Source organism: Micromonospora sp. WMMD1102 (genome assembly GCF_029626265.1).
Taxonomy (GTDB): domain Bacteria; phylum Actinomycetota; class Actinomycetes; order Mycobacteriales; family Micromonosporaceae; genus Plantactinospora.
Map to the genome: position 1 here is coordinate 220,104 of NZ_JARUBN010000001.1, position 16,000 is coordinate 236,103.

Consider the following 16,000-nt stretch of genomic DNA (forward strand, 5'->3'; position numbering starts at 1 on the left):
CTGTCCGGGATGGACACCGGCTCGGGCTGACGGATCGGGACTGACGGATCGGTCGATGACCGGCACGGAGGTGTGGCGATGAGTCGGAGTAGTAGTCGTTGCGGGATCGGCACGGGCGCCCTTCGCGCCATCGGCGCCGGAGTCGGCATGGCCGTCCTGGTCACGGCCCTGGCTGTGCCACACCCCGCTGCCGCCGGGCCGAAGACGGGGCAGGCGGTGGTCGCCGGGCGGGGCGGGGGATGGCAGAGCGGGCCGCCGGGCGTCGACCCGGCCGACATCCGGTTCGAGCGGCGCACGCTGCGGACCGGCCGGCCATCGGAGGTCGGCCTGCTGCCCGGGTACGTCGAGAGGCTGCGCACCGACGCCGAGGCGTACCTGGTGCCGACCCCGGACCACCCCGGCTATCCGACCTACGCCGGGGCGGTGCTGCTGGCCGCCAAGGACGGGGTGATGGTGGCGCACGAGGCGGTCGGGTCGGCGGTGAAGTACGCCGAGGTCGGGCCGGCACCCGGACGGGTCGGCGTCGAGTTGCCGGCCGACCAGCAGATCCCGATGCGCCCGGACACCATCTTCGACCTCGCCTCCATCTCGAAACTCTTCACCACGGTGGTGGCGCTGCGCCAGGTCGAGCGCGGCACCGTCGAGCTGGACGCCCCGGTGGTCCGTTACCTGCCGGAGTTTGCCGCCGGCGGTAAGCAGGCCGTGACGGTGCGGATGCTGCTCACCCACACCGGCGGGCTGCCCGCGTTCGCACCACTGTGGAGCAGCTACCCGACCCCGGAGGAGCGGGAGGCGGCCGCCCTGGCCACCCCGTTCGCCGCCGGTGCCAGCCCCGGCAACCAGTACGTCTACTCCGACCTCGGGCTCATCGCACTCGGCGTACTCGTGGAGCGGGTGACCGGCCGCCCGCTGGAGCAGCTCGTCGCCGCCGAGGTGACCGGGCCGCTGCGGATGCGCGACACCGGCTACAACCCGGCGGCGGCGCTGCGGCACCGGATCGCCGCCACCGAATACCAGCCGTACGCGGGCCGGGGCATGGTCTGGGGCGAGGTGCACGACGAGAACGCCTGGGCACTCGGCGGAGTCGCCGGGCACGCCGGGCTCTTCTCCACCGCCGCCGACCTGGCGATCTTCTGCCAGATGCTGCTGAACGGCGGCGAATACCGGGGCGCCCGGATCCTGCGCGAGTCGACGGTGCGGGACATGCTCGTCAACCACAACGCGCGCCTGGAGAGCGGCTATCCGGAGAGCGACCGGGGGCTCGGCGTCGAGCTGCACAAGCACTGGTACATGTCCGGGCTCGCCTCATCGGTCACCTTCGGGCACACCGGGTTCACCGGCACCTCGATCGTGGTCGACCCGCTGTCCCGGTCTTTCCTGATCCTGCTGACCAACCGGGTGCACCCGGACCGGAACTGGGGCAGCAACAACGTGGCCCGGCGGGCGCTCGCCCGCGACCTGGCGTACGCGATGCCGGTCCGGCCGCCGCTTGGCGGCACCGCCTGGCGCGCGGACGACCGCGACGGCGGCAGCGTCACGCTCAACGCGCCGCTGCGCCGCGCCGCCGGCCGCACCGCCGTGGCCAGCTTCCAACTCTGGTACGACACCGAGCCGCGCTACGACGTCCTGCACTTCGAGACCTCCGCCGACGGTGGCGGGACCTGGGCGCCGGTCGACGTGACCCTGGTCGGGCCGGGGGGCCGGTGGACCGCCGAGGGCTCGGTCACCGGCTACGGTGGGCGGCGCTGGTGGCAGGCGTTCGCGCAGGTGCCGGCGGGCACCACCGAGCTGCGCTGGCGCTACACCACCGACGCCAGCTCCCGGGGCCGTGGCGTCTATCTCGACAACCTGCTCGTGGTCGGCAGCAACGGCCTGCTCTTCTCCGGCGAAACCTCCGACGCCCCCCGCTTCACCCAGACGGGCTGGACCCCCTCCACCACCTGACCGGGCGGGATGCGATGCCCAAGATTCTTGTTGAACGGTGGTCAGCTACGCGCCACGAATCAACAAGAATCTTGGCGCTCCCCTCGCTGTCCACAGGGCGGCGGGTGGGTGTTGTGGGTGGGGTGCGGGGTTGGGAGATTTGGTGGGTGTCGGGGCGGGGGACGCGGAGGGTCGGGCGGGGTGGGTCCGCCGGGGTTGCGGGGCGGTGGGGGTGGGGCGGGGTGCCCGGTGCGGAGGGCGCCGAGTTCGACTGGTTGGCGTTCGAACAGTCCGGCGTGGTGACGAGCCGGCAGGCTGCGGAATCGCTCGGCCGGGCCACCGTCCGTGGGTTGGTGCGGTCCGGCCGGTGGCGCGCCATCTGCCACAACGTGCTGCTCACCGGCAACGGCCGGCTCACCCGGGAGCAGCAGTTGTGGGTGGCGGTCCTGGCGGCAGGCCGCGACGCCGTACTGGCCGGCGCGACCGCCGCCGCCGAAGCGGGCGTACGCGGACTCCGGCAGGAGCCGCTGCACGTGCTCATCCCCGCCGCCCGGCAGGTGTCCGGAACACTGCGTCGACTGCCGCTGGACATGCCGGCCGTATTCGTGCGGCGCAGCACGATCCTTCCGGAGTCCCACCTGCAACTCGCCAGGCCGATGCGTACCAGCGTCGCCCGGGCACTGGCCGACGCGGCAGGCTGGGCGCGCTCCGACGACGAGGCGCGGACGGTCCTGGCCGCCGGTTGCCAGCAGCGCCGTGCGACGGCCGGCGAGATCAGGGAGGTGGTGCTGACGCTGCCGAAGCTGCGACGGCGGCCGTTGATCCTGCGTACCCTCGACGACATCGCGGGCGGTGCGCAGGCGCTCTCCGAGCTGGACTTCATGGCACTGTGCCGTCGGTTCCGGATCCCACCGCCGGATCTTCAACAGCGGCGGGTCGACGCCGGTGGACGGGTGCGCTACCTGGACGCGTACTGGCGACGGTGGCGGCTGCACGTCGAGATCGACGGCGCGCACCACATGGATGCCCGGCACTGGGCGGCCGACCTGCGCCGCCAGAACGACATCTGGATCGCCGGGGACCGGATCCTGCGGTTCCCGGCGTGGCTGGTCCGCAGCCGTCCGACCGAGGTGGCCGACCAGGTACGGGCCGGACTGAGCGCCGCCGGCTGGCGCGCCGAGCCCTGACCGCGAACGTCCCCGTCGCAACGGTCCACGCGGCCCCGTCGCGCGGTGCGCACGGCGTCCCGTTGCGCGCTGCGAGGGGTCCCGTGGGGCGGGTGTGCACGCTGGCTGGTCAGGGTGTGCCAGAGGTGGTCGCCGGCGCGGCGGTCGGGTCGGTGTCGACGGTCGGGCGGTCGACGTCCCTGATCAGGCGCAGGCTGTATGCGACGATCCAGACCAGCCAGAGCAGCCAGCCGAGCAGGCCGGCCAGCGAGAACGGGTTGCCGCCGTCGACGCCGTACGGGCTGGTGGTGGCGGAGAGGAAGAGCAGGGCCGCGCCGGACAGACCGACGGCGGCGTGCCAGCGGCGCACGAGGCCGGCTCGGCGCCCGCTGACCGAGAGGCCGAGCAGGGCTGTCGCCAGGAAGACCTGGTTGAAGCCGAAGATCGCGTTGTGCAGTCCCCAGAGCCCGGCGACGGCACCGGGGTCGTGGGCCGCGGCGGCGGCCACGGCCAGCCGGGACGCCCCGACGGCGGCGAAGGCGACGCACTGCATGAGGATGCCGGCCAGGCCGACGACCGCCCAGCCGTCGCCGGGTATCCGGTCGTGGCGCCGGAGCGCGGCGAAGACCCCGGCGGCGAAGATGGTGGCCAGCAGCCAGGCGGCGGGCAGCAGGGTGGAGGTGAGCCGGAGTGCGGCCGAGGCGTCGGCGACGGCCGAGGCGATCTCGCCGGGCGCCGCCGAGGCGGAGGAGTCCGGAAAGCCGGCCGAGAGCAGCAGCAGGTTTCCGCCGAGCAGCAGCAGGACGAAGCCGATCCCGGAGAGGCCGGCCAGCCGGGCGAAGCGCATGACGAGATCTCCCAATCGACTTTACGGAGCTTATATTGAATATAAGCAGCGAGAAGGCAGAAGGCAAGGAGGAGGGGGGCACGGTGGCGGCTGCGGCACCGGAGCGACGGCGGTACGACTCGCTGGTGCGTACCGCCCAGGCCGACGAGACCCGTCGGGAGATCGCCCGAGCCGCCCGGCGACTCTTCCTGAGCCGGGGGTGGGGCGAGACGACCGTCCGGGACGTGGCCCGGGAGGCCGGCGTCTCCGCACCGACCGTCTACTCCGCATACGGCAACAAGAAAGGGCTCGCCGTCGCGCTGATGGACGCGGCCGACCTCGCCGCCGACGCCGACCGGCTGGTGGCGGACCTGGCGGCGGCCGACGACCCGGCCGGGCAGCTCGGCGTCTCGGTCGCCTTCCACCGCCGGCTCTACGAGCGGGCCGGAGACGTGATCCTGCTGCTCCGCGAGGGCGGCCGGACCGAACCCGAGCTGGCCGCCGCCTACCGCGAGGGACCCCGGCGCGGCGAGGAGGCCCTGCTCGGGCTCTTCTCCTCGTGGCCCGCCGGCACGTTCGCCGACGGTGTCGACCCGCGCACCGCCGTGGACGTCTACGGGGTGATCTGCGGCATCGACGCGTACACCGAGCTGACCGCCGGGCGCGGCTGGTCACCCGACCGGGTCGAGCGGTGGTGGACCGGGCTCCTCATCCGGGAACTGCTGGCGTAGCCGGAACCCGGGTCAGAAGGCGCAGGCGATGACGAGTTCCGGGGTGCGGTCGGGGAGGAAGTCGAGCTTGCCGATCCGGCCGGCCGCCTTCAGGTCCCCGGCGATGCTGGCCAACTGTTCCAGCATCGCCGCCGGGCCCAGCGCCTCGGCCAGCGGCACCTCCGTACGCATCGACAACTTCCGCTCCGACTTGGCCCGGCGGATCTGGGTCAGCGCCGCCCCGGCCAGCTCCAGCAGCGCCGGGTCGCCGTCCGCCGCCACCCGGGCGATCTCGTACGTCGTCGGCCACGGCGAGCGGTGCACCGAGCCGTACCGCCACCACGACCAGACCTCCTCGGTGACGTACGGCAGGAACGGGGCGAACAGCCGCAGCAGCGTGCCGAGGGCGGCGGCCAGCGCGGCCCGGGCCGACTCGGCACCCGCACCTTCCCCGTAGGCGCGTTCCTTCACCAACTCAATGTAGTCGTCACAGAAGCGCCAGAAGAACGCCTCGGTGACCTGCATCGCCTCGGTGTGGTCGTACCGCTCGAAGGCGGCGGTGGCGCTGGCGACCACAGTGGAGAGTCCGGCGAGCATGGACCGGTCCAGCGGCTCGCTGGCCGGCGCCCGCAGGGCGTCGCCGGCGCCGAGGCCGAGCGCGAACCGGGAGGCGTTGAGCAGCTTGGTGGCGAGCCGCCGGCCGATCCGGATCTGCCCCGGGTCGAACGCCAGGTCGGTGCCGGGCCGGCCGTTCGCCGCCCAGTAGCGGACCGCGTCCGGGCCGTGCTCGTCCAGCAGCCCCATCGGGGTCTGCACGTTCCCCCTGGACTTGGACATCTTCTTCCGGTCCGGGTCGAGGATCCAGCCGGAGAGCACCGCGTCCCGCCAGGGCAGCACCCCGGCCTCCAGGTGCGCGCGGACCACCGTCGCGAACAACCAGGTACGGATGATCTCCTGCCCCTGCGGCCGCAGGTCCATCGGGAAGACCCGGGCGTAGAGGTCCGGGTCGTCGAGCCAGCCGCCGACGATCTGCGGGGTCAGCGACGAGGTGGCCCAGGTGTCCATCACGTCCGGGTCGGCCACGAAACCACCCGGCTGTCCGCGTTGCGACTCGGTGTAGCCGGCCGGGGTGTCGGAGGTCGGATCGACGGGCAGCGCCGACTCGGCCGGCGTGAGAGGCTGGGCGTAGTCCGGCTCGCCAGTGCCGTCGAGCCGGTACCAGACCGGGAACGGCACCCCGAAAAAGCGTTGCCGGCTGACCAGCCAGTCGCCGGTCAGCCCGCCCACCCAGTGCTCGTAGCGGTGCCGCATGTGCCCCGGCACCCAGTTCAGCTCCCGTCCCCGGTCGAGCAGTTCGGCGCGCAGTTCGGCATCCCGGCCGCCGTTGCGCAGATACCACTGCCGGGTCGAGATGATCTCCAGCGGGCTGTCGCCCTTCTCGTAGAACTTCACCGGATGGGTCACCGGCCTCGGCTCGCCGACCAGGTCGCCGGAGCCGGTCAGCAACTCCACGATCCGCCGCCGGGCCGCGTTGACCCGCAGGCCGGCGAGTTCGGCGTACGGGGCGGCGGCGACCCCGGACGGTGGCTCCGGCAGCAGCCGGCCGTCCCGGCCGATCACCACCCGGGCCGGCAACCGCAGCTCCCGCCACCAGGTCACGTCCGCGAGGTCGCCGAAGGTGCAGGTCATCACCAGTCCGCTGCCCTTGGCCGGATCCGCCAACGGATGCGCGTAGACGGTCACCTCGGCGCCGAACAGCGGGACCCGGACGGTGCCGCCGACCAGGTCGGCATACCGCTCGTCGTCGGGGTGGCAGACCAGCGCCACGCACGCCGGCAGCAGCTCGGGGCGGGTCGTCTCGACGTACACGTAGGGGTCGTCGCGGCCGGGCCCGGGACCGACCGGGGTGCCGCCCGCGCTGCCCGGCCCGGCGGCGGTCACCTCGAACCGGATCCGGTGGTACGCCCCCGGCCGCTCCCGGTCCTCCAGCTCCGCCTGGGCCACCGCCGTGCCGAAGCCGACGTCCCAGAGCGCCGGCGCCTCGGCCGAGTACGCCTCACCCCGGGCCAGGTTCCGCAGGAACGCCCGCTGCGCGGTGGCCCGGGCCGTCGCACCGATCGTGGTGTACGTCAGCGACCAGTCCACCGAGAGCCCGAGCCGCCGCCACAACTCCTCGTAGACCTGCTCGTCCTCGGCGGTGAGCGTGGCACACAGCTCCACGAAGTTGCGCCGCGAGATCGCCACCGGGTTCTTCCGGGCCTGCTCGCCGACCGGCCGCCGCGGCGGCTGCCACTCCGGGTCGTACGGCAGGCTCGGGTCACAGCTCACCCCGTAGACGTTCTGCACCCGGCGTTCGGTGGGCAGCCCGTTGTCGTCCCAACCCATCGGGTAGAAGACCGTCCGGCCGCGCATCCGCTGGAACCGAGCCACCGTGTCGGTGTGGGTGTACGAGAAGACGTGCCCCATGTGCAGCTCGCCGGATACGGTCGGCGGGGGCGTGTCGATCGCGTACACGTCCGACCGGCTCTTCGTCCGGTCGAAGGCGTACGTCCCCTCCTCCTGCCACCGCTGGCCCCACTTCTCGGCCAGCCCGTCCAGGCTCGGCCGCTCGGGGACGCCGGTGCGCTGCTGCCGTGCCGCATCCGTCATCCGCCGATGGTACGGGAGACGTCCGGGCGGCCGACCAGCATTTCCTCACCGCCGGCTACCGTGGATGCCGTGATCGGAGAGGCTGACGTCGTGGTCCCGGAGGCGCTGGCCCGGAACGTGCGGCAGGTGTGGCAGGCGGACGGCCGCCGATGGCTCGCCGAGCTGCCCCGGACCCTCGCCGGGGTGGCCGCCGACTGGGAGCTGACCCTCGGCCGGCCGTACGACCTGTCGTACCACTACGTCACGGCGGTGACCTGTGCCGACGGCCGGCCGGCGGTGTTGAAACTGGGTGTGCCGAGCGGGGACTCGCTGCGTAACGAGGCACCCGCGCTGGCCGCGTTCGCCGGCCGGGGCGCCGTACGCCTGCTCCGCGCCGACCTCGACCGGGGTGCCCTGCTGCTGGAGCGGGCCGAGCCCGGCGGGCGGCTGCGGGACCTGGTACCGACCCGGGACACCGAGGCGACCTCGGTGGCGGCGGAACTGCTGCGCCGGCTCGCCGTACCGCCGCCGGCCGACTGCCCGCTGCCGGACCTCTCGACGTACGCCGCCGGGTTCGACCGCTATCTCGCGGCGCACGGCGACGGCGGGCCGCTGCCGGCCGACCTGGTCGGCCGGGCCGGTGGCCTGATGCGGGAACTCTGCGCCTCGGCACCCCGCCGGGCGGTGCTGCACGGCGACCTGCACCACGACAACATCCTGCGGGCCGAACGCGAGCCGTGGCTGGCCATCGACCCGCACGGGCTGGTCGGCGACCCCGGCTTCGAGATCGGCGCGCTGCTCTACAACCCCGCGCCGGAAAACCGGGACCCGGCGTTGACCGCGCTGGTGCCGGCCCGGGTCGAACAGCTCGCCGACCTGCTGGCGATACCGGCGGACCGGGTGGTCGGCTGGGGCTTCGTGATGGCGGTGCTGTCGGACGTCTGGACCGCCGAGGACTGGACGCCGGGCGCTCCGTCGCCGGCCAGCCGGGCCCTGGACGTCGCGCACCTGCTGCTGCCCCGGCTGAGCTGACCGACCGCCGTTCCGGCTGGTCGGCGTGGATCGCCCGGTTCAGCGGCGCAGGGTCAGCCGGAACTCGCAGCCGGCGCCGTCCGGGCCGGGCGAGCGCAGGGTGAGGTCGCCGCCGTGCGCCAGCGCGATCTGCCGAGCGATCGCCAGGCCGAGCCCGGTGCCGGGTACGTCCCGTCGGCCGCGCCAGAACCGCTGGAAGACGTACCCGTGCTGGTCGGCGGGGATGCCCGGTCCACTGTCGACGACGACCACGGCCACCTCGTCGGCGGTCGTCTCGACGCCGACCCGGACCGCCGAGCCGGCCGGGGCGTACCGGATGGCGTTGTCGACCAGGTTGGCGACGGCCCGGCGTACCGTCGGCTCGTCCACGGCGCAACTCGCCTGCGCCGGCCCGTCGACCGAGAGCCGGATCCGCCTCGCCGCCGCGAACACCCCCGCGTCCTCGACGACCTGCCGGACGATCCCGACCAGCTCGGCCGGCCGTCGGTCGAGGGTGCGGGCCCGGCCCCGGGCGTCGACGAGCAACCCGTCGACTGTCGTCCGGAGCCGTACCGCCGCGTCCCGGGAGCGTTCCAGGCCCCGGCGGTACAGCTTTACCGTCGGATCCGGGTGGTCGAGCAGCACCTCGGCGTTGGTGACCAGTACGGCCAGCGGGATGCGCAGTTCGTGACTGGTCTCCTCGACGAGCCGCCGCTGGGTGTCGGCGGCCTGTTCGAGCCGTTCGAGCATCGCGTCGAAGCTGGCGGCGAGCGCCACCACCTCGGCGGGACCCCGGTCGAGCCCGGTACGCCGGCTCAGGTCCGTCCCCTCGATCTCCTCGACGACCCGCCGCATCCGGGCGATCGGGCCGACCGCCCGCCCCGCCCACCACCAGGCCAGCCCGGCGGCGACCGGGGCGAGGGCCAGTACCGTCCAGGTCGCCCACTCCGCCCGGCCGGTGACGGTCTGCCGCACGACCTCGCCGTCCGGCCGCAGCCGGGTCTCCGTCTCGGTGTCGGTCACCAGGACCACGCCGAACAGCAGCAGTGCCGGTACGTAGCTGGCCAGGAATCCGAGCACGGCGAGGCGTACCCGAAGCGAGGACCAGCCGCGGCTCACGACGGATCCGTCAACTGGTAGCCGGCGCCGGTGATGGTGACGATCGGTGGCGGGTCGCCGAGTTTCCGGCGCAGCCGGCTGAGGATCACCCGGACCGAGGCGGTGAACGGGTTGGCGTGCGCGTCCCAGACGTGCTCCAGCAGGTCCTCGGCGGAGAGCACCAGGCCCGGGTGGTGCATGAAGTAGCGCAGCAGCGAGAACTCCCGGGCGGTCAGCTCGAGTTCGGTGCCGCCCCGCCAGGCCCGGTGTGCGGCCAGGTCCAGGGTCAGGTCGCCGACCCGCAGCGTCGCGCCGCGTACGTCGCCGCGCCGGCCGAGCGCCCGGAGCCGGGCCACCAGCTCGGCGAAGTGGAACGGCTTGACGAGGTAGTCGTCGGCACCGGCGTCCAACCCGGCCACCCGGTCCGTCACCGCGTCCCGGGCGGTCAGCACCAGGCAGCGCCGGGGCCGGCGCAGCTCCGGATCCCGGCCGAGCCGCCGGACGAGGTCCAGCCCGTCCCCGTCCGGCAGCCCCAGGTCGAGGCAGGCGACGTCGTACCCGGTGATCCGGAGCAGCTCCTCGGCGTCGGCGTAGCTGGCGGCCAGGTCGACCGCGTACGACTCGTTGCGCAGGCCGAGGGCGACCACCTCGGCGAGGTCGGGGTCGTCCTCGACCAGCAGGATGCGCATGGCGTCGACCTTCCGGTACGCGTGGTCGGTCAGCGGGCCGGCTCGGCGACGTACCGGCCGCCGGGTCCGACGACGGTCAGCAGACCGGCCTGGAACTCGACGGTCACCGCCGGGCCGCTGCCGGTCGGATCGTCCGGGCGGTAGCGGCCGGGACCGGCGGAGGTGAGGGTCAGGCGCGGTGGTTCGGTGCCCACCTCGGCGGCCTCGACCCCACCCTCGGCGTTGACCGCGTACCAGGCCAACGCCGACCGGCTGTCGGTGGTGACGGTGACGTAGCTGCGCAGCTCGCCGTCCCGCACGACGGTGCCGCCCGGGGTGATGCCGGTGATCCGCCCGAACGCCGCCTCCAGCGCCCTGCGTTCCTGCCGGCCCTCCCGGGTCTTCCCGTCGAGCAGCGTCCGCACCCGCTGCTCGTGCCGGTGCAGCTCGTCGGCGGGTACGTCGCGCGGCGGGAAGAGCGCGGCGACGGCGTCGGCACCGCTGGCCGTGACGGAGAGCTGGTTGCCGGCGGCGCTCACCTCGAACCCACCTCCCGTGTCCAGCCGGTACTTCCCGACGGTAGCCGCCGCGGGCGTGCCACCGGCCGGAGGGCTCGGCGTCGGCAACGGGCTGCCGGCGAGCAGTGCCGGGCCGATCTTCGCCAGCAGCTGCTCGGCGTTCACCTTCGTACCGTTGGCGGCCATCGCGATCACCCGCTCACCCTGGGGCAGCCAGACCGCCACCGCGTTGTGCCCGATGTCGCCGCCGCCCCCCGCCGTGGCCAGGAAGGGCCTACCGTGCACGGAGGCGTCGTACGCCACCCAGCCGGGTGTCTCCGACCTGCCCTTGCCGAGGTCGCGTCCCGGGGTCGTGATCGCCCGGACGGAACCGGCCGAGACGATCCGGCCGGTGAACAGGGAATGGGTCCAGGTCGCCAGGTCGCGGACGGTCATCGCCAGCCCGCCGTTGCCGTCGACCGCCCAGTGCGGCCCGGCGAAGCTCCCCGACTCGCCGGTCCGGCCGCCGTCGAGCCGGCCGACGGCCCGGGGTCCCGGTGCCGCCGGCTGACCGTCCCAGAAGCCGCCGGCGACCCGCCCGTCGGGCAGCGGCAGGATGTTCCGCACCGTGTAGTCCCGGTAACCCTGCCCGGAGACCTGCTCAACGACGAGAGCCAGCAGCGTGTAACCGGCGTTCGAGTAGACGTAGCCGGTGCCGGGCGCGAAGGCGAGTTCCAGCCTGCCGATCGCGGTGAGCGCGCCGGCCCGGTCCAGCGGCTCGTGGTCGGTACCGTGCGAGCCGGTCAACCCGCTGGTGTGCAGCAGCAGTTGCCGTACGGTCACCCCGGCGGCCGGACCGGTCAGTTCCGGCAGTACGTCGCCGACCCGGGTGTCGAGCGTCAGCTTCCCCTCGTCCACCAGCCGGAACACGCCGGCCGAGGTGAACGCCTTGGTGACCGATCCGATGCTGAACACGGTGTCGACGGTGTTCGGGGTGCCGGTGGCCTCGTCCGCCGATCCGTAACTGGCCAGGCAGTCGAAGCGACCACCGGTCGAGATCGCGACCGAACCGCTGAACCCCGCCTGTGCCCAGGCGCGGAAGGCGGCGTCGAGCCCGGCGTCGCAGCTCGCCGCCGTACCGGCCGGAGTCGCCGTCACGTCCTCCGGCGGATCGCTGTCCTCGGTGCAGGCGGCGGCCAGCGCCGTCACGAGCAGCGCCGCCGCGAACAGCCTGAAATGCTTGGTCATGGCCCGAAGGTAGGAACACCGCTGCGAACCTGAGGTAAACGGGACCGCCCTTGCCCCAGTCGCCGCTGGCCGGGCCTCCCGCTGGCTGACCTCCCGCTGGCTGACCTCTCGCCTGCCTGGCCATGTTCGTTGCGGAGACTGTCGAGCTGGGTGCACAGACGGGGCACGGGTGACACGGCGATCGGCTCGGGGTGGGTGGGCGCACAGACGGGGCAGCTCGACAGTCTGCACGTCGACTACCTGTCGGAGCGGTCCGCCGTGCTGGGCCGGCGGCCGGAGTGGTCCGCCGGGCCGGGCCGGTCAGGATCGGGCCGGGGTGTCGTCGGGACTTGCGACGCCGGGCGGTGCCGTCCTGCGCTGGGCGGCGGGGTGTGCCGGCTCGGTGCCGCCCCGGAGCAGCGAGTCGCGCCACTGCCGGTGCAGGGCGGCGTACCGGCCGCCCCGGGCGATAAGCGTCGCCGGTGGGCCGTCCTCGACCACCCGGCCGCCGTCGAGCACCAGCACCCGGTCGGCTATCTCCACAGTAGAGAGCCGGTGTGCGATGACGATCGCGGTGCGGTCGGCCAGGATCGTCCGCAGCGCCCGTTGCACCAGCCGCTCGCTCGGGATGTCCAGCGACGAGGTGGCCTCGTCGAGGATCAGCACCGCCGGATCGGCGAGGAAGGCCCGGGCGAACGCGACGAGCTGGCGCTGGCCGGCGGAGAGCCGGCCGCCACGGCGGTGCACGTCGGTGGCGTACCCGGCGGGCAGCGCGGCGATGAAGTCGTGCGCGCCGATCGCCGCCGCCGCCGCGACCACGTCCGCGTCGTCCGCACCCGGGCGGCCGAACCGGATGTTGTCCGCCACCGACCCGGCGAAGAGGTGGTTCTCCTGGGTGACCATGACGACCGCCCGGCGCAGCTCGGCGTCGGCGACGTCGCGCAGGTCGACACCGTCCAGCGTGACGGTGCCCCGCGTCGGGTCGTAGAACCGGGCGACCAGCTTCGCCACCGTCGACTTCCCGGCCCCGGTCGCGCCGACCAGCGCCACCGTCTGACCGGCCGGGATGCCGAGGGTCAGCTCGGGCAGCACCGGAGTGGCGGTGCGGTAGCCGAAGGTCACCGCCCGCAACTCCACCGCACCCCGGACCGGCCCGGACGGCAGCGGGCGGGGGATGGCCGGTTCCGGCACACCGGGCCGCTCGTCGAGTACGCCGGCCAGCTTCTCCAGCGCCGCCGTAGCGGACTGGAGCGCGTTGTAGAACTGGCTCAACTCCTGCATCGGCTCGAAGAACCTGCGCAGATAGAGCAGGAACGCGGCGAGTACGCCGATCTCGGCATGCCCGTCCAGCACCCGCATCCCGCCGTACGCCAGCACCGCCGCGATGGTCACGTTGCCGATCACCTTGATCGCCGGGGAGTAGGTGGCGATCAGCCGGAAGGCCCGGAGGTTCGCCCGCCGGTGGTCGTCGTTGACAGCGGTGAAGATCTGCTGGTTGCGCGGCTCGCGGCGGAACGCCTGCACCGCCCGGATCCCGCCGAGCGACTCGACGAAGTGCACGATCACCAGTGCGACCGTCTCCCGGGTGCGCCGGTAGGCGGCCGCCGAGGCGTGGGCGAACCAGCGGGACAGCCAGAGCAGGAACGGGAAGGCGAGCAGGGTGACGGCGGCCAGCGGCGGGTCCAGCCAGAGCAGCACCCCGGCCACCGAGACGATGGAGAGCACGGCGAGGACCAGGTCGTCGATGCCGCCGTCGACAAGTTCGGCTATCGAGTCCATGTCGCTGGTGAGCCGGGCCACCAGCCGGCCCGAGGTGTAGCGCTCGTGGAAGCTGACCGACAGCCGCAGGAAGTGGTCGTACACCCGGCGCCGCAGGTCGAGCAGGATGGCCTGGCCGATCCGGGTGGAGATGGTGAGGAAACCGCGCTTGCCGGCGTACTCGGCGACGGCGGCGAGACCGAACGCGGCCGCCACCGCGGCCAGCGGCCCCGGGTCGCCGGACCGCAGCGGTCCGATCGCCCGGTCGATGCCGAGCATCACCAGGTACGGCCCGGCCATCCCGGCGGCGTTCTGCAACAGCAGCAGGGCCACCGCCACCCCGAGCAGCCGGCGGTGCGGCCGGATCAGCGAGCCGAGCAGGACCCGGCTGCGGCTGCGGAGCCGGGCGATGCCCTGCGTGGTGCCGGTCTCGGCGGCGGTGCGGTCCGCCTCCGGGTCGGCGGCGATCCCCCGCCAGCGGTCCAGCTCGGACCCGCCACCCGGACCCGCCTCCGCCTCGCCGTCCCGCCCGGCGGCTGGCGTCCCGCTGATCGGCTCGGTTGCCGTCATGACCGGACGAGCCCCAGGTCACCGGTGTCGGTGACGGTCGCGGCGCGGCCCGTGGTCGTCCCGACCGGTCCGGTCTCCTCGGCGGAGAGCACCGACCGGTACGCCGGCACGTCGCGGAGCAGCTCCGCGTGGGTACCGACGGCGGCGATCCGACCGTCGGCGAGCAGCGCCACCCGGTCGGCGAGGGCGACTGTCGACGGCCGGTGCACCACGAGCAGCGCGGTGGTGTCCCGGAGCACCCGGGCCAGCGCCCGCTCGACCAGCGCCTCGGTGTGTACGTCGAGCGCCGACAGCGGGTCGTCGAGCACCAGTACCCCGGGCCGGCCGAGTACCGCCCTGGCCAGGGCGAGTCGTTGCCGCTGCCCGCCGGAGAGGGAAAGTCCCTGTTCGCCGATGCGGGTGTCCAGCCCCCACGGCAGGTCGTACACGAAGTCGGCCTGGGCGACGGCGAGCGCGGCGCGTACCTCGTCCTCCCCGGCGTCGGCCCGGCCGAGCGTGAGGTTCTCCCGGACCGACATCGAGAAGAGCGTGGGTTCCTCGAACGCGATCCCGACCCGGCGGCGCAGCGAGTCGAGCCGGACGTCCCGGACGTCGCGCCCGTCCAGGGTGACCTGCCCGGCGGTGACGTCGTGCAGGCGCGGTACCAGCGACAGCAGGCTGGTCTTGCCGCAGCCGGTGACGCCGACGACGGCGAGGGTCTCGCCGGGCCGCACCGCCAGGTCGATGCCGCGCAGCACCGGGGGACCCTGCGGGTAGCCGAACCACACCCCGGCGAAGTGCAGCGCCCCGCCCCGGGTGCTGGCCTCCGGCCCGGCCCAGGTCAACGCCACCGCGCCCGGCCGGTCGACGATCGCCGGCGGGGTGTCCAGCACCTCGTAGATCCGGTCCGCGGCGGTCATCGCCTCCTGCGCGTTGGCGATGATCCAGGCCAGCGACTCGATCGGCCAGACCAGCATCAGTTGCAGGCTGACGAAGGCGACCAGGCCGCCGATGGTGAGCGAGCCGTGCGCGACGGCCGCCGCACCGGCGACCAGCACCGCCGCCAGGGTCAGGTTGGGGATCAGGTCGAACTGTGCGGAGGTGCGGGCCAGCAGCCGGCCCTTGCCGGTCGCGGTGTCGTGCAGGGTGCGGCTGCCGGCCGCGAACCTCCGCACCATCTCCGGGCGTCGCCCGAACGCCTTGACGGTGCGGATGCCCTGCGCGGACTCCTCGATCAGCGTGGCCAGGTCGCCCTGCTCGTCCTGGAGTCGTCGGGCGGCCCGGAGATAGGCCCGGGTGAAGCGGCGACTGGAGAGGAACAGTGGCACGGCGCCGGCCGCGACCAGCAGCCCGAGCCCCGGGTGCAGCGTGATCAGCAGCGTCACGACGGCGAGGTAGGTGGTGACGTTGACGACCAGGAAGAGCAGTCCGAAGGAGAGGAAGCGCCGGAGCACCGACAGGTCGCTGGTGGCCCGGGACAGCAGTTGGCCGGACTGCCAGCGGTCGTGGAAGCCGATGTGCAGCCGTTGCAGGTGGGCGTAGATCTCGTCGCGGATGGTGGCTTCCATCCCGACCGCCGAGGAGGACTGCGCCCACCGCCGGATGAAGATCAGCGCGGCTTCGGCGAGCCCGAGCAGCAGGGCCAGCCCGCCGAGCCGGAGCAGGCCGTCCGGATCGCGGTCGGCGATCGGGCCGTCCACCGCCCGCTGCACCACGAGCGGTACGGCGATGCTCGCCCCGGTCGCCGCGAACGCCGCGATCAGCAGCCAGACCAGTTGCCAACGGTACGGGCGGAGGTAGCGCCGCAGCCGCCACAGGTTGCCGGGCATCGGCAGGGCGGGTGGCCATGAGCGCGCCCGGCCCCGGACCGTGCGCTCGCCGTCACGATCCGGCGCCATCCCCTGACGGTAGTGGCAAATGCGGCCGCCGGATGAGTCGT

At 73.7% G+C, this 16,000-nt stretch carries 10 protein-coding genes and 1 pseudogene; 4 read left to right on the forward strand and 7 right to left on the reverse strand.

All coding sequences use genetic code 11. From position 1 onward, the window contains the following. The first annotated feature begins 78 nt into the window (after positions 1-78). Together O7626_RS01220 and O7626_RS01225 are read left to right on the forward strand one after the other, a co-directional pair. Positions 79-1,944: a serine hydrolase gene (locus O7626_RS01220; protein WP_278058378.1), complete on the forward strand. Its 1,866-nt coding sequence runs from the start codon at positions 79-81 to the stop codon at positions 1,942-1,944. 221 nt (positions 1,945-2,165) lie between these two features. Continuing rightward, a complete protein-coding gene (locus O7626_RS01225; RefSeq protein WP_278058380.1) occupies positions 2,166-3,110 on the forward strand; it encodes a hypothetical protein in 945 nt (314 codons plus the stop codon). A gap of 109 nt (positions 3,111-3,219) precedes the next feature. Here O7626_RS01225 and O7626_RS01230 read toward each other — a convergent pair whose 3' ends face one another. Then, positions 3,220-3,936 (reverse strand): hypothetical protein, encoded by a 717-nt coding sequence (locus O7626_RS01230; protein WP_278058382.1) that lies wholly within the window; start codon positions 3,934-3,936, stop codon positions 3,220-3,222. Between the two features lie 35 nt (positions 3,937-3,971). Between O7626_RS01230 and O7626_RS01235 the strand changes: the two genes are divergently transcribed. Then, the gene (locus O7626_RS01235; protein WP_278058384.1) at positions 3,972-4,646 is read left to right on the forward strand and encodes a helix-turn-helix domain-containing protein; all 675 of its coding nucleotides are present in this window, start codon (positions 3,972-3,974) and stop codon (positions 4,644-4,646) included. Between the two features lie 12 nt (positions 4,647-4,658). Here O7626_RS01235 and valS read toward each other — a convergent pair whose 3' ends face one another. Continuing rightward, positions 4,659-7,274: a valine--tRNA ligase gene (gene valS / locus O7626_RS01240; RefSeq protein ID WP_278058385.1), complete on the reverse strand. Its 2,616-nt coding sequence runs from the start codon at positions 7,272-7,274 to the stop codon at positions 4,659-4,661. Positions 7,275-7,343: 69 nt separating this feature from the next. Between valS and O7626_RS01245 the strand changes: the two genes are divergently transcribed. Beyond that, complete coding sequence (locus O7626_RS01245; protein WP_278058387.1) at positions 7,344-8,285, forward strand: aminoglycoside phosphotransferase family protein; 942 nt, start codon at positions 7,344-7,346, stop codon at positions 8,283-8,285. Between the two features lie 39 nt (positions 8,286-8,324). Here the strand turns inward: O7626_RS01245 and O7626_RS01250 are convergent, their stop codons facing one another. The 5 genes and pseudogenes from O7626_RS01250 to O7626_RS01270 form a co-directional block, all read right to left on the reverse strand. Beyond that, positions 8,325-9,383 (reverse strand): HAMP domain-containing sensor histidine kinase, encoded by a 1,059-nt coding sequence (locus tag O7626_RS01250; protein WP_278058389.1) that lies wholly within the window; start codon positions 9,381-9,383, stop codon positions 8,325-8,327. Next, positions 9,380-10,051 carry a response regulator transcription factor gene (locus O7626_RS01255; RefSeq protein WP_278058391.1) on the reverse strand — a complete coding sequence of 224 codons (672 nt, stop codon included), beginning with the start codon at positions 10,049-10,051 and terminating at the stop codon, positions 9,380-9,382. The genes O7626_RS01250 and O7626_RS01255 overlap by 4 nt, the downstream gene beginning before the upstream one ends. Positions 10,052-10,080: 29 nt before the next feature. After that, positions 10,081-11,775 (reverse strand): serine hydrolase domain-containing protein, encoded by a 1,695-nt coding sequence (locus O7626_RS01260; protein WP_278058393.1) that lies wholly within the window; start codon positions 11,773-11,775, stop codon positions 10,081-10,083. A 396-nt stretch (positions 11,776-12,171) separates the two neighbouring features. Then, positions 12,172-14,082 (reverse strand): annotated as a pseudogene (locus tag O7626_RS01265) (ABC transporter ATP-binding protein); the annotation flags it as partial. Beyond that, complete coding sequence (locus O7626_RS01270; RefSeq protein ID WP_278066013.1) at positions 14,079-15,890, reverse strand: ABC transporter ATP-binding protein; 1,812 nt, start codon at positions 15,888-15,890, stop codon at positions 14,079-14,081. The pseudogene O7626_RS01265 and the gene O7626_RS01270, both read right to left, overlap by 4 nt. Positions 15,891-16,000 lie beyond the last annotated feature (110 nt).

Bases quoted from the DNA above. Each gene is read 5' to 3' on its own strand.
- O7626_RS01220 (WP_278058378.1), top strand. From the start codon at position 79: ATGAGTCGGAGTAGTAGTCGTTGCGGGATCGGCACGGGCGCCCTTCGC.
- O7626_RS01230 (WP_278058382.1), bottom strand. From the start codon at position 3,936: ATGCGCTTCGCCCGGCTGGCCGGCCTCTCCGGGATCGGCTTCGTCCTG.
- valS (WP_278058385.1), bottom strand. From the start codon at position 7,274: ATGACGGATGCGGCACGGCAGCAGCGCACCGGCGTCCCCGAGCGGCCG.
- O7626_RS01255 (WP_278058391.1), bottom strand. From the start codon at position 10,051: ATGCGCATCCTGCTGGTCGAGGACGACCCCGACCTCGCCGAGGTGGTC.
- O7626_RS01260 (WP_278058393.1), bottom strand. From the start codon at position 11,775: ATGACCAAGCATTTCAGGCTGTTCGCGGCGGCGCTGCTCGTGACGGCG.
- O7626_RS01270 (WP_278066013.1), bottom strand. From the start codon at position 15,890: ATGCCCGGCAACCTGTGGCGGCTGCGGCGCTACCTCCGCCCGTACCGT.